The organism is Streptococcus oralis, assembly GCF_003943825.1.
Taxonomy (GTDB): Bacteria; Bacillota; Bacilli; order Lactobacillales; family Streptococcaceae; genus Streptococcus; species Streptococcus oralis_CD.
This window is the reverse complement of sequence record NZ_RJNJ01000008.1, coordinates 38,393-56,461: the sequence shown is the minus strand read 5'-3', so window position 1 is coordinate 56,461 and position 18,069 is coordinate 38,393. Positions and strand designations below refer to the sequence as shown.

Here is an 18,069-nt window from a genome sequence, read left to right as displayed (position 1 = left end):
GATGGAGACTGTATTACTACTATTATTAATTGCCAACCTAGCTGGACTCTTTCTGATTTGGCAAAGGCAGGATAAACAAGACAAGTACCTAGCCAAGAGCTTGGAGGATCAGGCAGACAATCTTTCAGATCAACTGGATTACCGCTTTGAACAAGCTAGACAAGCCAGTCAGCTAGATCAAAAAGATTTGGAAGTGGCTGTCAGCGACCGTTTGCAAGAAGTGCGAATGGAGTTGCACCAAGGCCTGACGCAAGTCCGTCAAGAAATGACAGATAATCTTTTGCAAACTAGGGACAAGACCGACCAACGCCTCCAAGCCTTGCAGGAGTCCAATGAGCAACGTTTAGAACAAATGCGCCAGACGGTCGAGGAAAAACTGGAAAAGACCTTGCAGACGCGCTTGCAGGCTTCCTTTGAGACAGTTTCAAAGCAACTAGAGTCGGTCAACCGAGGTTTGGGAGAAATGCAGACAGTTGCCCGCGATGTTGGTGCCCTCAACAAGGTTCTCTCTGGGACCAAGACGCGAGGGATTCTGGGAGAATTGCAACTGGGGCAAATCATCGAAGACATCATGACACCTGCCCAGTACGAACGAGAATTTGCAACGGTTGAAAACTCCAGTGAACGTGTGGAATACGCCATCAAGTTACCTGGCCAAGGCGACCAGGAATACGTCTATCTACCAATTGACTCCAAGTTTCCACTGGCAGATTATTACCGCCTAGAAGAAGCCTATGAGGCGGGTGACAAGGACGAAATTGAACGCTGTCGCAAATCTCTCTTGGCAAGCGTTAAGCGTTTCGCCAAGGATATCAAGAGCAAGTATCTATCTCCTCCTAGGACGACCAATTTTGGAGTCTTGTTTGTTCCGACAGAAGGACTTTATTCGGAAATCGTCCGCAATCCGGTCTTCTTCGATGATTTGAGACGGGAGGAGCAGATTATCGTTGCTGGTCCAAGTACACTATCAGCCCTGCTTAACTCTCTATCAGTTGGCTTCAAGACTCTCAATATCCAAAAGAGTGCCGACCATATCAGCAAGACTCTTGCCAGCGTCAAGACCGAGTTTGGCAAGTTTGGTGGCATTCTGGTCAAAGCACAAAAGCATCTCCAACATGCCTCTGGCAATATTGATGAATTATTAAACCGTCGCACCACAGCTATTGAGCGGACGCTCCGTCACATTGAGTTATCAGAAGATGAGCCTGCGCTTGATCTACTCCATTTCCAAGAAGATGAGGAAGAATATGAAGATTAGTCACATGAAAAAAGATGAGCTGTTTGAAGGTTTTTACCTGATTAAGTCAGCTGACCTAAGACAGACGCGTGCTGGGAAAAATTACCTAGCCTTTACCTTCCAAGACGATAGTGGCGAGATTGAAGGGAAACTTTGGGATGCCCAACCTCATAACGTCGAGGCCTTTACCGCTGGGAAAGTCGTCCACATGCAGGGACGTCGAGAAGTTTACAACAACACTCCACAAGTCAATCAAATCACGCTTCGTTTACCTCAGCATGGGGAACCCAATGATCCAGCTGACTTCAAGGTCAAGTCACCAGTCGATGTTAAGGAAATCCGTGACTACATGTCACAAATGATTTTCAAGATTGAAAATCCTGTCTGGCAGCGTATCGTTCGCAGTCTCTACACCAAGTATGATAAGGAATTCTACTCCTATCCAGCTGCAAAGACCAACCACCATGCCTTTGAAACTGGTTTGGCCTATCATACAGCAACCATGGTGCGCTTAGCAGATGCCATTAGCGAGATCTATCCTCAGCTCAATAAGAGCCTCCTCTATGCGGGGATTATGTTGCACGACTTGGCCAAGGTTTTAGAACTCAGTGGTCCCGATCAGACGGAGTACACAGTGCGAGGCAATCTTATCGGCCATATCGCCCTCATCGATAGCGAAATTACCAAGACAGTCATGGAACTCGGCATCGATGATACTAGAGAAGAAGTGGTGCTACTGCGCCATGTGATTCTCAGTCATCATGGCTTGCTGGAGTATGGAAGTCCGGTTCGTCCACGCATTATGGAGGCAGAGATTATTCATATGATTGACAATCTAGATGCCAGCATGATGATGATGTCAACAGCTCTAGCTTTGGTGGACAAAGGAGAGATGACCAATAAAATCTTCGCTATGGACAATCGTTCCTTCTATAAACCAGATTTAGATTAATGATTTAAGAAAAACGAGCATTTTTTACGCAATAATGTTCGTTTTTTTATGTGAATGTGGTATAATGGATAAAATATCAAAATTAAATGGAATGGTAAATAAAAATGAAATTAAGAAGAAGTGATCGGATGGTTGTCATTTCCAACTATTTGATTAATAATCCATACAAACTAACAAGTCTCAATACCTTTGCAGAAAAGTACGAATCTGCTAAATCATCGATTTCAGAGGACATCGTGATTATCAAGCGTGCCTTTGAGGAAATCGAAATCGGCCATATCCAGACAGTGACTGGAGCAGGTGGTGGCGTTATCTTTACACCATCAATCTCGAGTCATGAAGCTAAAGAAATAATCGCAGACTTGCGTGACAAACTTTCAGAAAGCGACCGTATCTTGCCAGGTGGCTACATCTACCTATCTGATTTGCTCAGTACACCTACCATTTTGAAAAATATTGGGCGCATCATTGCCAAGAGCTTTATGGACCAAAAAATCGATGCTGTTATGACAGTAGCAACAAAAGGGGTGCCACTCGCAAATGCAGTTGCCAATGTCCTCAATGTTCCATTTGTCATTGTGCGTCGTGACTTGAAAATTACCGAAGGTTCAACGGTCAGCGTCAACTATGTATCAGGTTCCAGCGGTGACCGCATTGAGAAAATGTTCCTTTCAAAACGCAGTCTCAAGGCAGGCAGTCGTGTCTTGATCGTGGATGACTTCCTGAAAGGTGGCGGAACTGTCAACGGTATGATTAGTCTCTTGCGTGAGTTCGATTCTGAACTAGCTGGTGTCGCAGTCTTTGCAGACAATGCCCAAGAAGAACGTGAAAAGCAGTTTGATTACAAGTCACTCTTGAAAGTAACCAATATTGATGTTAAGAACCAATCCATCGATGTTGAGATTGGAAATATCTTTGACGAAGACAAATAAGAGATAGAACTAAAGGTTGGAACGATTGTCCCAGCCTTTCTTTGCAAACAGAATAGAAGGATGCTTATGAAAACACCATTTATCAGTCGAGAAGATTTAGAAACGATTGTTTCCGAATTCCCAACACCCTTTCACTTGTATGATGAGAAGGGGATTCGTGAAAAAGCAAGAGCCGTCAACCAGGCCTTTTCCTGGAATAAGGGCTTTAAAGAATATTTTGCAGTCAAGGCCACTCCAACTCCAGCCATCTTGAAAATCCTCCAAGAGGAAGGTTGTGGTGTGGACTGTTCTAGTTATGTAGAGCTCTTGATGAGCCATAAACTGGATTTTCCCGGTTCTGAAATCATGTTCTCTTCTAACAACACGCCTGACAAGGAATATGTCTATGCGCGTGAATTGGGCGCAACCATTAACTTGGATGCCTTTGAAGACATTGAACATCTGGAGCGAGCGGCAGGCATTCCAGAAATCATCTCTTGTCGTTACAATCCTGGAGGCGTTTTTGAGCTAGGAACAGATATCATGGACAATCCTGGAGAAGCCAAGTTTGGGATGACCAAGGACCAGCTTTTTGAAGCCTTTGCGATTTTGAAGGAAAAAGGAGCCAAGACCTTTGGGATTCACTCTTTCCTAGCATCCAATACTGTCACCCATCTCTATTATCCAGAGTTGGCCCGTCAGCTCTTTGAATTGGCTGTTGAAATCAAGGAAAAGTTGGGCATTTCGCTAGACTTTATCAATCTTTCTGGCGGTATTGGTGTCAATTACCGTCCAGACCAGGAGCCAAACGATATTGCGATGATTGGTGAAGGTGTGCGTAAGGTTTATGAAGAAGTCCTTATGCCAGCAGGTCTTGGTCAGGTCAAGATTTTCACCGAATTGGGTCGTTTTATGTTAGCCCCTCACGGAGCTCTCGTCACAAAAGTCACCCATAAGAAGAAAACCTACCGTACCTATCTAGGTGTGGATGCATCAGCAGTCAACCTGATGCGCCCAGCCATGTATGGAGCCTACCACCATATCAGCAATCTGACGCAACCAGCTGGACCGGTGGAGGTCGTAGATGTGGTTGGATCGCTCTGTGAAAACAATGATAAATTTGCCGTTAACCGCGAACTACCTCATACAGAAATCGGTGATTTGCTGGTAATTCATGATACAGGTGCACATGGATTCTCCATGGGTTATCAGTACAATGCCAAACTACGCTCGGCAGAAATCCTCTATACCGAAGAAGGAAAAGCCCGCCAAATCCGCCGTGCAGAGCGCCCTGAGGACTATTTCGCAACCTTGTATGGTTTTGATTTTGAATCGGATCATTAAAAGAAATTGAAAATGAAAGTGAAAAACAGATTGCTTTCTAAAAAATAGACAAAAAAACCTTGTTTTTCACCTTACTCGTGATATAATAAAACTATAAAACGGTTTCAAGGAAGGTGACGATATGTCTGAAGAAACAATTGACTATGGACAAGTGACAGGAATGGTGCATTCGACAGAGAGTTTTGGGGCGGTAGATGGCCCCGGGATTCGTTTCATTGTCTTTTTGCAGGGTTGTCACATGCGTTGCCAGTACTGCCATAACCCTGATACATGGGCTATGGAGACCAATAAATCACGTGAACGGACAGTAGACGATGTCTTGACAGAAGCCCTTCGCTATCGTGGTTTCTGGGGAGACAAGGGGGGAATCACTGTTAGTGGAGGAGAAGCCCTCTTACAGATTGATTTCCTAATTGCCCTCTTTACCAAGGCCAAGGAAAAAGGAATCCACTGTACCTTGGATACCTGTGCTCTTCCGTTCCGTAATAAACCACGTTATCTCGAAAAGTTTAATAAACTCATGGCGGTGACAGATTTGGTTCTCTTGGATATCAAGGAAATCAACGAAGAGCAGCACAAGATTGTCACAAGTCAAACCAATAAAAATATCTTGGCCTGTGCCCAGTACCTATCAGATATTGGGAAGCCTGTTTGGATTCGCCATGTGCTGGTTCCAGGTTTGACGGACAGAGATGAGGATTTGATCGAACTCGGTAAGTTTGTAAAGACCCTCAAAAACGTTGATAAGTTTGAAATCTTGCCTTATCATACGATGGGAGAATTCAAGTGGCGTGAACTAGGAATTCCTTATTCGCTCGAAGGGGTAAAACCTCCAACAGCAGACCGTGTTAAGAATGCCAAGGAATTGATGGATACAGAAAGCTACCAAGACTACATGAAACGTGTTCATGGATAAAAAAGAAGCCTGATGGAGACATCGGGCTTTTGTGATGCATAAAAAGCCTAGCCTTTCAGCTAAGCTTTTTTCTTATTTTCTAGAATGTTGTTTACCAGCATTGCGTTTTTTATGTTTCTTGTTAGTCATGATCGCAGTTGCTTGGTTTGGAGTGACATCTTTGCGCCCGCCTCCAGTTGAAAATGAACGTGCTTTTGGTGGATTTTTGGCAAATTCTTCACGAACTTTTTTGCGAAGTTTTGGACGAACAACGTAGTTAACGATGAATTGTTGGAGAATCATCATGAAACCACCGACAACCCAGTAAAGTGTCACACTTGCTGGTGCGAAGAAGGAGAAGACGACAATCATGAGTGGGCTCATGTAAATCATTTTCTTGAGCTGTTCTCTTTGCATCTCGTCTTCTACTCCATGAAGTGAAAGGAGTGATTGGAGGTAGTAGAGGACACCAGCAAAGGCTACGAGGAGCATACTTGGTGAACCTAGAGGAATTCCTAGGTAGTTTGCTTGAGCAACCCCTTCAGTATGTTGGGCTGCAAAGTAGATAGCAGAGAAGAAAGGCATTTGAATGAGGATAGGGAAACATCCTACACCACCGAACATGCTGATACCGTGTTCTTTCTGAGCGGCAAAGAGAGCTTGTTGAGCCTCTAGCTTTTCTTCCTGAGTTGTTGCTTCTTTAAGACGTGTTTGGTGTGGCTCAAGGACGTGCTTGAGGGCGTTCATCTTTTCAGAGTGAAGTGTCGCCTTCCATGATTGGTAGATACCAAGTGGCAAGATAATCAAGCGCACGATAATGGTTACGATAATGATAGCGACCCCGAAGCCTAGACCTTTATCAGTAGCGAAGTACTTGATAGCTTCTCCCATCGGAGCACCTAAGAAATCCCAAACGGGACCAATTGGCTTACCTGTTGCATTATCAATCTGAACGCAACCTGTCAAGACGAGTAGCATAGCCACTCCCATAGCAGAGAGGGCAAAATGTTTAATAGATTTCAATGTTTTCATTCCTTCTTTAAAAATTATACCTTTCTATTCTACTGTTTTTTTGTAAAATATACAATAGTTCTGGAGACCTAATTTGCGACTTTGAAGTCTGAATAGGATGAAAAGTTGCTCATTTGCACATCCAGATAGGTAACTTTTGAAAAAGGCGTTGGACCTTTACGGATTTCTTGGATAAATTTTGCCATAGTGGTAGAGGAGTCTGCCTGAGCGAGAATTTCCACTGTGCCATCGTCGTTATTCCAGACACGACCAGTGATGCCACCGATTTCAAGAGCTAAAGTATAAACACCCCAGCGAAAACCAACACCCTGTACCCTGCCTTGGGCAATCATTCTAACCTTTTGCATACTAAACCCCTTTGATTGTGTTATAATGTTTCTATGACTATTATAACCTCAAAAACCAATTCTGTGGTAAAAAACGCCAAGAAATTGCATCAAAAAAAATATCGAAAGTCTGCCTATTTGATTGAAGGTTGGCACTTGTTTGAAGAAACTGTTCAAGCTGGAGTGAGGATTGAGAAGATTTTTGCTCTGGAAAGTTACCGAAATCAGTTAGCTGCTTTTCCTCAAACGGTCTGGGTTTCAGAGGATATTTTGCGGGATTTAGCAGATACGCAAACTCCTCAAGGCATTGTTGCAGTGATTCAAAAAGAAGAAGTGGGACTGCCTGATTTTAGTCAGGGTAAGTTTCTATTTTTAGAAGATGTTCAAGATCCTGGTAATGTGGGTACAATGATTCGGACGGCGGATGCGGCAGGTTTTACAGGGGTTATTGTTTCAGACAAGTCAGCGGATATCTACAGTCTCAAGACCCTGCGTTCCATGCAAGGAAGTCATTTTCATTTGCCCATCTATCGGCTGTCTCCTGTAAACTTTATAGCAGAGGCAAAGAAGAGCGATTTGCCCATTCTAGCAACGACCTTATCGAGAGATTCAAAGGATTATCGTGAGCTTTCTTCACTAGAGAACTTTGTTTTAGTCATGGGAAATGAAGGACAGGGGATTAGTTCTGTCATGGCTGAGAGTGCTGATCAGCTGGTTCATATAGGCATGAAAGGTCGAGCAGAAAGTCTCAACGTAGCAGTTGCAGCAGGCATTTTGATGTTTTATTTCAGCTAATTTATAAAATCTTTGTTATAATCAAGACATATTTATAGAAAAAGGAGAATCAGAATGAATCAAACGATTATTCAAGAACGTTCAGGTCTCAATCAATTTTACGCTAAGGTTTATGCCTTTGTGGGACTTGGGATTGGTCTATCAGCTCTCGTGTCAGCTTTGATGTTGACAGTCTTTCAGTCCCAATTGGTCTACTTTTTAATGCATGGCCGTCTCTGGTTGATGATTGCAACTTTTGCAGAACTTGCTCTAGTCTTTGTTGCAAGTAGCATGGCTGCAAAAAATAGCCCAGCAGCTCTCCCAGTATTTTTAGTTTATTCTGTTTTAAATGGCTTTACGCTGAGTTTTGTCGTAGCCTTCTATACGCCGGGAACAGTCTTGTCAGCCTTTGTATCCAGTGCCCTACTCTTCTTTGTCATGGCGGCAATCGGAATTTTCACTAAGAAAGATTTGAGTGGAATGGGACGAGCTTTGATGGCAGCGCTTGTTGGTCTCATCATTGCCATGGTTGTGAATCTATTTTTAGCCAATAGCTTCTTTGACTACATGATTAGTATTGCCATGGTCTTGGTTTTCTCAGGTTTGATTGCTTGGGACAACCAAAAGATTCGCTATGTTTACGAGCAGTCACGAGGACAAGTAGCGACAGGATGGGTCATCTCAATGGCTCTCAGCATCTACCTAGACTTTATCAACCTCTTCCTTAGCATTTTACGTATCTTTGGTCGAAACGATTAATGAATGTCAGAGTCAGTGTTCAAAAGAGCACTGACTTTTTCTTATTTACTCTTTTCTTTTCTTGGAAATAGGTGTATAATGCTTTTAACTAATTTTTGAGGAGCTGTTTATGAAGAAAAGTTTTATTCATCAACAAGAAGAAATTTCCTTTGTCAAAAACACTTTTACCCAGTATTTGAAAGATAAGTTAGAAGTTGTTGAAGTTCAAGGTCCTATCTTGAGTAAGGTCGGAGATGGGATGCAGGACAACCTTTCAGGTGTCGAAAATCCAGTATCCGTCAAGGTTTTGCAGATTCCAGATGAAACCTATGAAGTCGTTCACTCACTTGCCAAATGGAAACGCCACACCTTGGCTCGTTTTGGTTTCGGTGAAGGTGAAGGTCTGTTTGTTCACATGAAGGCCCTTCGTCCAGACGAAGATTCGCTCGACGCGACCCACTCAGTTTATGTGGACCAGTGGGATTGGGAGAAGGTTATCCCAAACGGTCAACGCAATATCGCCTATCTCAAAGAAACTGTTGAGAAGATTTACAAGGCTATCCGTCTGACAGAGCTAGCCGTAGAAGCCCGCTATGATATCGAATCCATCTTGCCAAAACAAATCACCTTTATCCATACAGAAGAGTTGGTGGAACGCTATCCAGACCTAACACCGAAAGAGCGTGAAAATGCGATCTGTAAAGAGTTCGGTGCAGTCTTCTTGATTGGTATCGGTGGCGAGTTGCCTGACGGAAAACCTCATGATGGCCGTGCACCTGACTACGATGACTGGACAACAGAGTCTGAAAATGGCTACAAGGGGTTGAATGGCGATATTCTCGTTTGGAACGAATCTCTTGGTTGTGCCTTTGAACTTTCATCAATGGGGATTCGGGTAGATGAGGATACCCTTCGTCGCCAAGTGGCTCTTACAGGAGACGAAGATCGTCTTGAGCTGGAATGGCATAAAGCCTTGCTTAACGGCCTTTTCCCACTGACAATTGGTGGAGGTATCGGACAGTCTCGTATGGCCATGTTCCTTCTTCGTAAGAAACACATCGGAGAGGTTCAGACCAGTGTCTGGCCTCAAGAAGTTCGCGATACGTACGAAAATATTTTGTAGAGAATCGAACCGTAAGGTTCGGTTTTCTTTCTCTTTTTGCCTATAATTTGGTATAATAAACGGTATGAAAATCGTATCAGGAATCTATGGGGGGCGTCCTCTCAAGACGCTAGAAGGCAAGACGACGAGGCCGACATCGGATAAGGTGAGAGGAGCTATCTTTAACATGATTGGTCCCTATTTTGAGGGTGGTCGTGTCTTGGATCTCTATGCTGGCAGTGGCGGTCTGTCTATTGAAGCTGTGTCAAGAGGGATGTCCAGTGCTGTCTTAGTGGAACGGGAGCGAAAGGCACAAGCTGTCATCGCTGAAAATATCCAGATGACCAAGGAAGTTTCTAAATTTCAGCTCTTAAAGATGGAAGCTGACCGTGCTCTAGAGCAAGTTGGAGGGACATTTGATCTGGTCTTTTTAGACCCTCCTTATGCAAAAGAACAGATCGTTGCAGATATCGAAAAAATGGCAGAAAGAAATCTCTTCTCCCAAGAAGTCATGGTTGTCTGCGAAACCGATAAGTCTGTAGAACTACCAGAAGAAATTGCCTGTTTAGGCATCTGGAAGGAAAAAATATATGGGATTAGTAAGGTGACAGTTTATGTCAGATAAAATTGGATTATTTACAGGATCATTTGATCCGATGACAAATGGACATCTGGATATGATTGAACGTGCCAGTAAACTCTTTGATAAGCTCTATGTCGGGGTGTTCTACAATCCCCACAAACAAGGCTTTCTCCCTGTTGAAAATCGCAAACGAGCAGTTGAAAAAGCGGTGGCGCATTTAGATAATGTAGAGGTGCTGGCTTCTCATGACCAACTAGTCGTCAATGTTGCAAGAAGGCTGGGTGCTAAGACCCTTGTCCGTGGCTTGCGAAATGTCACCGACTTGCAATACGAGTCTAGTTTTGATTACTACAATCATCAACTGGCTCCAGAAATCGAAACCATTTACCTATATAGCCGCCCAGAGCATCTTTATATCAGCTCTTCGGCCGTGAGAGAACTTCTGAAGTTTGGTCAGGAGATTCAGCAATATGTCCCAAACAGTGTTGTGGAGGAATTAGAACATGAAGAAAAAAACTAGATGGCCCTTATATGTCATCCTAGCACTAGTATTGACGTTTTTAGCCTTTGTAGTACCTTTGCCATACTACATAGAAGTTCCAGGTGGAGCGGAAGATATTCGTCGCGTTTTGAAAGTCAATGAAACAGAAGACACAGAAGCAGGAGCTTACCAGTTTGTGACAGTCGGTATTCGACACGCAACCCTATCGCATCTTGTCTATGCTTGGTTAACACCTTTCACGGATATTAGAAGTGCCAAGGAGACTACGGGTGGCTCTACTGATGCAGAATTTATGCGGATCAATCAGTTCTACATGCAAACTTCTCAAAACATGGCCAAGTATCAAGGTTTGAAGACGGCTGGTAAGGATATCGAACTCAAGTATCTGGGAGTCTATGTCTTGACCGTGACGGACAATTCAACTTTTAAGGGCATTCTGAACATTGCAGATACCGTGACGGCTGTTAATGACAAAACATTTGACAGTTCAAAAGACTTGGTCGACTATGTCAATTCTCAACAATTAGGGGATACGGTCAAGGTAACCTATGAAGAAGACGGAAAGGTCAAGTCTGCAGAAGGTAAAATTATCACTCTCGAAAACGGAAAAAACGGTATTGGGATTGGCTTGATTGACCGTACGGAAGTGACTAGTGACGTTCCAATTCGCTTTTCAACAGCTGGTATCGGCGGGCCAAGTGCCGGTCTTATGTTTAGTCTCGCTATTTACACCCAAATAGCAGATCCAGGTCTTCGTAATGGACGCGTCGTTGCGGGAACGGGAACTATTGATCGTGATGGAAATGTTGGTGACATTGGTGGAATTGACAAAAAAGTGGTTGCAGCCTCTCGTCAGGGAGCCAACATCTTTTTTGCTCCTGACAATCCAGTCACCGAGGAAGCAAAAAAAGCAGATCCCAATGCGAAAAGCAACTATGAAACAGCCCTAGAAGCTGCTAAAACGATCAAAACAGAGATGAAAATCGTTCCCGTTAAGACCTTGCAGGATGCAATTGATTACCTTAAAAACAATCCCTAATTCGTAGAAAAATTGAAAACTAGCGCGCAAGCGGATAAGATGGTATAATAGTCAAATGGTTCAATTATTATTCACTCTAAGTAGTCATATACTCTTTATTTATTTGAGTTTTTACCTTTTGAAGGATCTTGTGAGATGGGAAAAGGTTTTAAAAGTGACCGCTACTAACACAAAAAAAGTTCGTTTGTTGGTAGGCTTCTTTAGTATTGTGATGGGCTACATCTTGAGTTCATTCTTTATCAGTTTGTACCAACTGTGGCAAGAAGCGATTAGAGGACTGTTATAAAATCAAAAGTAAAGGAAACAACTATGGAAAAAATTGTGGTTCAAGGCGGTGATAATCGTCTGGTCGGGAGTGTGACGATCGAGGGAGCAAAGAATGCCGTCTTGCCCTTGTTGGCAGCGACTATTCTAGCAAGCAAGGGTAAGACAGTCTTGCAGAACGTCCCAATCTTGTCAGATGTTTTCACTATGAATCAAGTGGTTCGAGGTCTGAATGCCAAGGTGGACTTTGATGAGGAAGCTCATGTTGTCGAGGTTGATGCGACTGGTGATATCACGGAGGAAGCTCCGTACAAGTATGTCAGCAAGATGCGTGCATCCATCGTTGTCTTGGGACCAATCCTTGCTCGTGTAGGCCATGCCAAAGTTTCTATGCCAGGGGGATGTACCATCGGGAGTCGTCCCATTGACCTTCACCTCAAAGGTTTGGAAGCTATGGGGGCAAAGATTACCCAGACAGCTGGTTACATCGAAGCTAAGGCAGAACGCCTGCATGGTGCTCATATCTACATGGACTTCCCAAGTGTTGGCGCAACACAAAACCTCATGATGGCAGCGACTCTAGCTGATGGTGTGACGGTCATTGAAAATGCTGCGCGTGAGCCGGAAATTGTTGACCTCGCTATCCTTCTTAATGAAATGGGAGCCAAGGTCAAGGGAGCTGGTACCGAAACAATCACAGTGACTGGTGTCGAGGAGCTCCATGGTACGACTCATAATGTGGTACAGGACCGTATCGAAGCCGGAACCTTTATGGTGGCTGCAGCTATGACAGGTGGCGATGTCCTCGTTCGTGATGCAGTTTGGGAGCACAATCGCCCCTTAATCTCAAAACTACTTGAAATGGGCGTTGAAGTGACAGAGGAGTCAGAAGGCATCCGTGTTCGTTCTCAACTTGAAAATCTTAAGGCTGTTCATGTAAAAACTTTACCACACCCAGGATTTCCAACAGATATGCAGGCACAATTTACAGCTCTGATGACAGTCGCAAAAGGGGAATCCACCATGGTGGAAACGGTGTTTGAGAATCGCTTCCAACACTTGGAAGAAATGCGCCGTATGGGCTTGCACTCAGAGATTATCCGTGACACAGCTCGTATTGTTGGGGGACAGGCTTTACAGGGGGCAGAAGTTCTATCAACGGATCTTCGCGCCAGTGCTGCTTTGATTTTGACAGGTCTGGTGGCGCAAGGAGAAACAGTTGTCGGTAAGTTAGTCCACCTTGATAGAGGTTACTACCGTTTCCATGAGAAATTGGCTCAGCTAGGAGCGAAGATTCAGCGAATCGAGGCAAATGATGAAGAAGAATAAAAACTTACGCTATGTACTCCGTCGTTTACTGTTGATTTTTATCGTATTATTGCTAGGCTTTCTGGCTTTAGGAATCGGCTTGATGGTAGGCTATGGAATCCTAGGAAAGGGACAGGATCCATGGGCTATCTTGTCTCCAGCAAAGTGGCAGGAATTGATTAGCAAATTTACAGGAAATTAGACTGGGAGACCAGTCTTTTTCTAAAGAAATAAGGAGAAAAATGGACAAAAAAACAAGACAAGCTCTGATAGGGTTACTTATATTCTTACTCTTGGCTGCTGGAAGCTACTACATCAAGCAGATGCAGTCAGCACCAAATAGCCCTAGAACAAAGGTTAGTCAGAAAAAACAAGCTTCAGAAGCTCCCAGTCAGGAGCTGGCTGAAAGTGTCTTAACTGAGTCAATCAAAAACCAAATCAAGGGGGGGCTCGAGTGGAATGGAGCAGGGGCCTTCATTGTCAATGGCAATAAAACCAATCTAGATGCCAAGGTTTCCAGCAAACCCTATGCGGATAATAAAACAAAGACAGTGGGAAAAGAAACAGTTCCAACTGTTGCCAATGCCATCTTATCCAAAGCGACTCGGCAGTATAAGAATCGTGAAGAGACTGGAAATGGCTCAACCTCTTGGACGCCACCAGGATGGCATCAGGTTAAGAATCTAAAGGGAGCCTACACACATGCAGTTGATAGAGGACACCTGCTGGGCTATGCCTTGATAGGTGGTTTGGATGGTTTTGATGCCTCTACCAGCAATCCCAAGAACATTGCAGTCCAGACAGCTTGGGCCAACCAGGCTCAGGCTGAAGATTCGACAGGGCAGAACTACTATGAGAGTCTGGTTAGGAAAGCCTTAGACCAGAATAAGAGAGTCCGTTATCGGGTAACTCTCCACTATGCTACGAATGAGGATTTGGTTCCATCCGCTTCACAAATCGAAGCCAAGTCTTCAGATGGCGAATTGGAATTCAATGTCCTAATCCCCAATGTTCAAAAGGGAATCCAACTTGATTACCGAACAGGGCAAGTAACAGTGACAGATTAGAAACAATAGATACTATAAAAAAACAGCTCCTTTGTCTTCTAGAAGCAGGGGAGTTGTTGTTTAAATGAAAAATAGTGTGAATCCTGAGGGATTTTATGATATAATGGGACACAAGATACTATTTTAGGAGAAGGACTATGGAAGACCCGAGCAGTCAGAATTTGTTGCTACAGTTTGTATTGTTATTTATCTTGACCTTGTTAAATGCTTTTTTCTCAGCCGCTGAAATGGCGATGGTGTCACTAAACCGTTCCCGAGTGGAGCAAAAGGCAGAAGAGGGAGACAAACGTTACGTTCGTTTGTTAAAGGTACTTGAAAATCCTAACCACTTTTTATCAACAATTCAAGTTGGTATCACGTTAATTACCATCTTGTCAGGGGCAAAATTGGCAGATACACTTGGACAAGTAATTGCCTCTTGGATGGGGAACGGAGAAACAGCTTATGCCATTGCAAGTTTCCTCTCTTTGGCATTCTTGACCTATATTTCTATTGTTTTTGGGGAACTCTATCCTAAACGGATTGCCCTCAATCTGAAAGATAACTTGGCCATCCGAACAGCACCAGTCATTATTGGCTTGGGGAAAATTGTCAGCCCCTTTGTTTGGCTTCTGTCGGCTTCAACTAATCTATTGAGCCGTGTGACGCCAATGACCTTTGATGATGCGGATGAAAAAATGACTCGAGATGAAATTGAGTACATGTTGACTAAGAGTGAAGAAACACTGGATGCAGATGAGATTGAGATGCTACAGGGAATCTTTTCTCTAGATGAACTGATGGCGAGAGAAGTCATGGTTCCTCGAACAGATGCCTTTATGGTAGATATTCAGGATGATAGTCAAACGATTATCCAAAGTATTCTAAAGCAAAATTTCTCACGTATCCCTGTTTACGACGGGGATAAGGACAATGTGATTGGTTTGATTCATACCAAGAGTTTGCTAAACGCCGCCTATGCAGATGGCTTTGAAAATATTGTCTGGAAGAAGATCTTACAAGATCCACTCTTTGTTCCTGAAACTATTTTTGTGGATGACTTGCTAAAAGAATTGCGAAATACCCAAAGACAAATGGCCATTTTGCTCGATGAATACGGTGGTATGGCTGGTTTGGTAACTCTGGAAGACCTCTTAGAAGAAATTGTCGGTGAGATCGATGATGAGACAGATAGGGCAGAAATCGAAGTTCATCAAATTGGTGAGGACACCTATATTGCACAGGGAACCATGAATCTTAACGACTTCAATGACTACTTTGGTGTCGAACTAGAAAGCGATGATGTGGATACCATCGCCGGTTATTATTTGACGGGTGTTGGTACGATTCCAACAACTGAAAAAATCAGTTATGAACTGGTCAGTCAAAACAAACAAATCGTCCTGACCAATGATAAGGTGAAAAATGGACGTGTTACCAAGGTAAAAGTTCAAATCACAGAACTAGAACCTGAAGAAGAAACAGAATAAAGCAGTGACTTGAGTCACTGCTTTTTGTAAATCTAGATGGTAGGTACAGTTATCACCATTTATTAGGAATAACAAAAAAGCCCGATTTTACGGGCTTTTCATTTGGTTAATTCCTGTTAATTCAGGTATTGAAAGGCGGTAGACGGATTTGAACCGACGATCAAGCTTTTGCAGAGCCGTGCCTTACCACTTGGCTATACCGCCTCAACGTTTATTATTATACCTTGAAAATCATTTCCCGTCAATAGTTTCTTATTCTAAAATCCAATTTAGGAAAACAGATGATGATCGAAGAAGTGAGAAAAAGCTTTTAAAAATCCCGTTCTAAAGAGGGTCGGACTAGAAAGTATTTCTTGCAGAAACAAACAAAGAATGCAATAATTTTGACAAATAGAAGTTTTTTGAGGAAATGCGCCTAAATATTCTGAAAATTCGTTTACTTTTTAAAAAATATATGTTATAATTTCCAATAAGCCTAAATTTTTCAAAGAGGAGTTAACAATATGAAAAAAAGTAGAGTATTTGTCGCAGCAGGAATTGCCCTATTAGCAACTGGCGTTTTAGCTGCTTGTGGTTCTTCAAAATCATCTGATTCTACAGCGCCAAAAAATTATGGCTATATTTATTCAGCTGACCCAGAAACTTTGGATTACCTCATTTCAGGGAAACAAAGTACTAAGGTTGCCACTTCAAATGGTATCGATGGTCTTTTCACAAACGACAAGTATGGGAACCTAGTCCCTGCAGTTGCAGAAGACTGGTCAGTTTCAAAAGATGGTTTGACTTATACCTACAAGATTCGTAAGGGTGTCAAATGGATGACATCAGATGGCGAAGAGTATGCTGAAGTGACAGCTAAAGACTTTGTAAATGGCTTGAAACACGCAACTGATAACAAGTCTGAAGCACTTTATCTAGCAGAAGATTCAGTTAAAGGTCTAGCTGACTATAAAGCTGGAAACAATAAAGATTTTGCTTCAGTCGGTGTAAAAGCAGTTGATGATTATACCCTTGAATACACTTTGAACAAACCAGAACCATACTGGAACTCTAAGCTAGCCTACTCAATCTTCTGGCCATTGAACGAAGATTTTGAAAAATCAAAAGGGACTGACTTTGCCAAAGCAACTGACCCTACATCATTGCTTTACAATGGTCCGTTCTTACTGAAAGGTTTGACTGCTAAATCTTCTATTGAATTCGCTAAGAATGAAAATTACTGGGACAAAGATAATGTTCACATTGATAAAGTAACCCTTGCTTTCTATGATGGATCAGACCAAGAGTCAATTGAACGTAACTTTACAAGTGGAGCCTATAGCTATGCTCGTCTCTTCCCAACAAGTTCAAACTACTCTAAGGTAGAAGAAACATACAAAGACAATATCTACTACACTCCATCAGGACCTGGTATTGCTGGTTTGGGTGTGAATATTGACCGTCAAGGTTACAAATACACTTCTAAGACAACTGATGAAGAAAAGTCTTCTACCAAGAAAGCCCTTCTTAACAAGGACTTCCGTCAGGCTTTGAACTTCGCCTTTGAGCGTACTTCTTACTCAGCACAAATTAATGGTAAAGAAGGTGCTCCTCTTGCAGTTCGTAACCTCTTTGTGAAACCAGGTTTTGTCTCTGCAGGTGAAAAAACTTTCGGTGACTTGGTAACTGAAAAGATTGCTGCTTACGGTGATGAGTGGAAGAATGTTAACTTTGCGGATGGTCAAGATGGACTCTTCAACGCCGATAAAGCCAAAGCTGAATTTGCCAAAGCTAAGACTGCTTTGGAAGCAGAAGGTGTGAAATTCCCTATCCACTTGGATATTCCAGTTGACCAAACAAATAAGGGTCTTATTGCTCGTATTCAATCCTTCAAACAATCCGTTGAAACAGTACTTGGTGAAGGAAACGTAGTCATTGATATTCAACAAATTTCTAAAGATGAGTTGCACAATATCACATACTATGCCGCAAACGCTGCAGCAGAAGATTGGGATCTCTCAGGAGCAGTTGGATGGAGCCCAGACTATGAAGATCCATCAACTTACCTTGATATCTTGAAAACAACTAACAGCGAACAAACAAAAACTTACATGGGTTATGAAGGTGCAGATAATGCAGCAGCTGCCCAAGTTGGTTTGAAGGAATACGATAAGTTAGTTGATGAAGCTGCAAAAGAAACCAATGACTTGAATGTGCGTTATGAAAAATATGCGGCTGCTCAAGCTTGGTTGACAGACAGCTCCCTCTTCTTGCCAGCTATGTCATCAAGTGGTGCTGCACCATTCATTTCTCGTGTTGTACCATTCACAGCATCATACAGCCAATCTGGAGATAAGGGCTCAGACGTATACTTCAAGTATATTCAGTTACAAGATAAGGTTGTAACAAAAGCTGACTATGAACAAGCTCGTGAAAAATGGCTCAAAGAGAAAAAAGAATCAAACGAAAAAGTTCAAAAAGAATTGGCTAATCACGTTAAATAAATAACTCTCAAGAGAACTTTCTCTCCATGAGGAGAAGGTTCTT

The 18,069-nt window shown here is 42.9% G+C and carries 19 protein-coding genes and 1 tRNA gene; 17 read left to right on the top strand and 3 right to left on the bottom strand.

Going from position 1 to position 18,069, the window contains the following annotated elements; translation table 11 throughout:
• The first annotated feature begins 1 nt into the window (after position 1).
• The 5 genes from D8863_RS07780 (at position 2) to pflA (ending at position 5,360) form a co-directional block, all read left to right on the top strand.
• Positions 2 to 1,258, top strand: coding sequence for a DNA recombination protein RmuC (locus D8863_RS07780; RefSeq protein WP_185761467.1), 1,257 nt, complete (start codon positions 2 to 4; stop codon positions 1,256 to 1,258).
• Entirely contained in the window at positions 1,248 to 2,189 is a 942-nt protein-coding gene (locus tag D8863_RS07775) for a 3'-5' exoribonuclease YhaM family protein (RefSeq protein ID WP_125441579.1), read from the top strand. Before D8863_RS07780 ends, D8863_RS07775 begins: the two co-directional genes overlap by 11 nt.
• Positions 2,190 to 2,293: 104 nt before the next feature.
• Positions 2,294 to 3,121 (top strand): pur operon repressor, encoded by an 828-nt coding sequence (gene purR / locus D8863_RS07770; RefSeq protein ID WP_125441578.1) that lies wholly within the window; start codon positions 2,294 to 2,296, stop codon positions 3,119 to 3,121.
• Between the two features lie 66 nt (positions 3,122 to 3,187).
• Positions 3,188 to 4,444 (top strand): diaminopimelate decarboxylase, encoded by a 1,257-nt coding sequence (locus tag D8863_RS07765; protein ID WP_125441577.1) that lies wholly within the window; start codon positions 3,188 to 3,190, stop codon positions 4,442 to 4,444.
• A gap of 121 nt (positions 4,445 to 4,565) precedes the next feature.
• Positions 4,566 to 5,360 carry a pyruvate formate-lyase-activating protein gene (pflA, locus tag D8863_RS07760; RefSeq protein ID WP_001288281.1) on the top strand — a complete coding sequence of 265 codons (795 nt, stop codon included), beginning with the start codon at positions 4,566 to 4,568 and terminating at the stop codon, positions 5,358 to 5,360.
• Between the two features lie 72 nt (positions 5,361 to 5,432).
• On the opposite strand, the gene yidC is transcribed toward pflA, so the two are convergent.
• Together yidC and D8863_RS07750 are read right to left on the bottom strand one after the other, a co-directional pair.
• Positions 5,433 to 6,362 carry a membrane protein insertase YidC gene (yidC, locus tag D8863_RS07755; protein ID WP_125441605.1) on the bottom strand — a complete coding sequence of 310 codons (930 nt, stop codon included), beginning with the start codon at positions 6,360 to 6,362 and terminating at the stop codon, positions 5,433 to 5,435.
• A gap of 77 nt (positions 6,363 to 6,439) precedes the next feature.
• A complete protein-coding gene (locus D8863_RS07750; RefSeq protein ID WP_125441576.1) occupies positions 6,440 to 6,718 on the bottom strand; it encodes an acylphosphatase in 279 nt (92 codons plus the stop codon).
• 33 nt (positions 6,719 to 6,751) lie between these two features.
• Here D8863_RS07750 and D8863_RS07745 point away from each other — a divergent pair, with 33 nt between their 5' ends.
• From D8863_RS07745 to D8863_RS07695, 11 genes are all read left to right on the top strand, one after another.
• Positions 6,752 to 7,492 (top strand): TrmH family RNA methyltransferase, encoded by a 741-nt coding sequence (locus tag D8863_RS07745; protein WP_125441575.1) that lies wholly within the window; start codon positions 6,752 to 6,754, stop codon positions 7,490 to 7,492.
• 54 nt (positions 7,493 to 7,546) lie between these two features.
• Positions 7,547 to 8,230, top strand: coding sequence for a Bax inhibitor-1/YccA family protein (locus tag D8863_RS07740; protein ID WP_001076870.1), 684 nt, complete (start codon positions 7,547 to 7,549; stop codon positions 8,228 to 8,230).
• Positions 8,231 to 8,339: 109 nt separating this feature from the next.
• The gene (gene asnA, locus D8863_RS07735; protein WP_000747998.1) at positions 8,340 to 9,332 is read left to right on the top strand and encodes an aspartate--ammonia ligase; all 993 of its coding nucleotides are present in this window, start codon (positions 8,340 to 8,342) and stop codon (positions 9,330 to 9,332) included.
• Between the two features lie 64 nt (positions 9,333 to 9,396).
• Entirely contained in the window at positions 9,397 to 9,936 is a 540-nt protein-coding gene (rsmD, locus tag D8863_RS07730; protein WP_125441574.1) for a 16S rRNA (guanine(966)-N(2))-methyltransferase RsmD, read from the top strand.
• Positions 9,926 to 10,414, top strand: a complete 489-nt coding sequence (gene coaD / locus D8863_RS07725) for a pantetheine-phosphate adenylyltransferase (protein WP_125441573.1) — start codon at positions 9,926 to 9,928, stop codon at positions 10,412 to 10,414. The genes rsmD and coaD overlap by 11 nt, the downstream gene beginning before the upstream one ends.
• A complete protein-coding gene (locus D8863_RS07720) occupies positions 10,398 to 11,435 on the top strand; it encodes a SepM family pheromone-processing serine protease (protein WP_049501597.1) in 1,038 nt (345 codons plus the stop codon). Before coaD ends, D8863_RS07720 begins: the two co-directional genes overlap by 17 nt.
• A gap of 55 nt (positions 11,436 to 11,490) precedes the next feature.
• Positions 11,491 to 11,721, top strand: a complete 231-nt coding sequence (locus tag D8863_RS07715) for a DUF1146 family protein (RefSeq protein ID WP_125441572.1) — start codon at positions 11,491 to 11,493, stop codon at positions 11,719 to 11,721.
• Positions 11,722 to 11,744: 23 nt separating this feature from the next.
• Complete coding sequence (gene murA, locus D8863_RS07710) at positions 11,745 to 13,028, top strand: UDP-N-acetylglucosamine 1-carboxyvinyltransferase (RefSeq protein ID WP_000411918.1); 1,284 nt, start codon at positions 11,745 to 11,747, stop codon at positions 13,026 to 13,028.
• Positions 13,015 to 13,209: a DNA-directed RNA polymerase subunit beta gene (locus D8863_RS07705; RefSeq protein WP_000739701.1), complete on the top strand. Its 195-nt coding sequence runs from the start codon at positions 13,015 to 13,017 to the stop codon at positions 13,207 to 13,209. Before murA ends, D8863_RS07705 begins: the two co-directional genes overlap by 14 nt.
• Before the next feature lie 40 nt (positions 13,210 to 13,249).
• A complete protein-coding gene (locus D8863_RS07700; RefSeq protein ID WP_125441571.1) occupies positions 13,250 to 14,074 on the top strand; it encodes a DNA/RNA non-specific endonuclease in 825 nt (274 codons plus the stop codon).
• 137 nt (positions 14,075 to 14,211) lie between these two features.
• Positions 14,212 to 15,543: a hemolysin family protein gene (locus tag D8863_RS07695; RefSeq protein WP_125441570.1), complete on the top strand. Its 1,332-nt coding sequence runs from the start codon at positions 14,212 to 14,214 to the stop codon at positions 15,541 to 15,543.
• Positions 15,544 to 15,676: 133 nt separating this feature from the next.
• On the opposite strand, the gene D8863_RS07690 is transcribed toward D8863_RS07695, so the two are convergent.
• A tRNA-Cys gene (locus tag D8863_RS07690) sits at positions 15,677 to 15,747 on the bottom strand.
• A 299-nt stretch (positions 15,748 to 16,046) separates the two neighbouring features.
• Here D8863_RS07690 and D8863_RS07685 point away from each other — a divergent pair.
• Positions 16,047 to 18,026 (top strand): peptide ABC transporter substrate-binding protein, encoded by a 1,980-nt coding sequence (locus tag D8863_RS07685; protein WP_125441569.1) that lies wholly within the window; start codon positions 16,047 to 16,049, stop codon positions 18,024 to 18,026.
• Positions 18,027 to 18,069: the final 43 nt, after the last annotated feature.

Excerpts from the sequence above, each read along its gene's own strand:
- D8863_RS07780 (WP_185761467.1), top strand. The coding sequence starts at position 2 with ATGGAGACTGTATTACTACTATTATTAATTGCCAACCTAGCTGGACTC.
- D8863_RS07775 (WP_125441579.1), top strand. The coding sequence starts at position 1,248 with ATGAAGATTAGTCACATGAAAAAAGATGAGCTGTTTGAAGGTTTTTAC.
- purR (WP_125441578.1), top strand. The coding sequence starts at position 2,294 with ATGAAATTAAGAAGAAGTGATCGGATGGTTGTCATTTCCAACTATTTG.
- D8863_RS07765 (WP_125441577.1), top strand. The coding sequence starts at position 3,188 with ATGAAAACACCATTTATCAGTCGAGAAGATTTAGAAACGATTGTTTCC.
- pflA (WP_001288281.1), top strand. The coding sequence starts at position 4,566 with ATGTCTGAAGAAACAATTGACTATGGACAAGTGACAGGAATGGTGCAT.
- D8863_RS07750 (WP_125441576.1), bottom strand. The coding sequence starts at position 6,718 with ATGCAAAAGGTTAGAATGATTGCCCAAGGCAGGGTACAGGGTGTTGGT.
- D8863_RS07745 (WP_125441575.1), top strand. The coding sequence starts at position 6,752 with ATGACTATTATAACCTCAAAAACCAATTCTGTGGTAAAAAACGCCAAG.
- D8863_RS07740 (WP_001076870.1), top strand. The coding sequence starts at position 7,547 with ATGAATCAAACGATTATTCAAGAACGTTCAGGTCTCAATCAATTTTAC.
- asnA (WP_000747998.1), top strand. The coding sequence starts at position 8,340 with ATGAAGAAAAGTTTTATTCATCAACAAGAAGAAATTTCCTTTGTCAAA.
- rsmD (WP_125441574.1), top strand. The coding sequence starts at position 9,397 with ATGAAAATCGTATCAGGAATCTATGGGGGGCGTCCTCTCAAGACGCTA.
- coaD (WP_125441573.1), top strand. The coding sequence starts at position 9,926 with ATGTCAGATAAAATTGGATTATTTACAGGATCATTTGATCCGATGACA.
- D8863_RS07720 (WP_049501597.1), top strand. The coding sequence starts at position 10,398 with ATGAAGAAAAAAACTAGATGGCCCTTATATGTCATCCTAGCACTAGTA.
- D8863_RS07715 (WP_125441572.1), top strand. The coding sequence starts at position 11,491 with ATGGTTCAATTATTATTCACTCTAAGTAGTCATATACTCTTTATTTAT.
- murA (WP_000411918.1), top strand. The coding sequence starts at position 11,745 with ATGGAAAAAATTGTGGTTCAAGGCGGTGATAATCGTCTGGTCGGGAGT.
- D8863_RS07705 (WP_000739701.1), top strand. The coding sequence starts at position 13,015 with ATGAAGAAGAATAAAAACTTACGCTATGTACTCCGTCGTTTACTGTTG.
- D8863_RS07700 (WP_125441571.1), top strand. The coding sequence starts at position 13,250 with ATGGACAAAAAAACAAGACAAGCTCTGATAGGGTTACTTATATTCTTA.
- D8863_RS07695 (WP_125441570.1), top strand. The coding sequence starts at position 14,212 with ATGGAAGACCCGAGCAGTCAGAATTTGTTGCTACAGTTTGTATTGTTA.
- D8863_RS07685 (WP_125441569.1), top strand. The coding sequence starts at position 16,047 with ATGAAAAAAAGTAGAGTATTTGTCGCAGCAGGAATTGCCCTATTAGCA.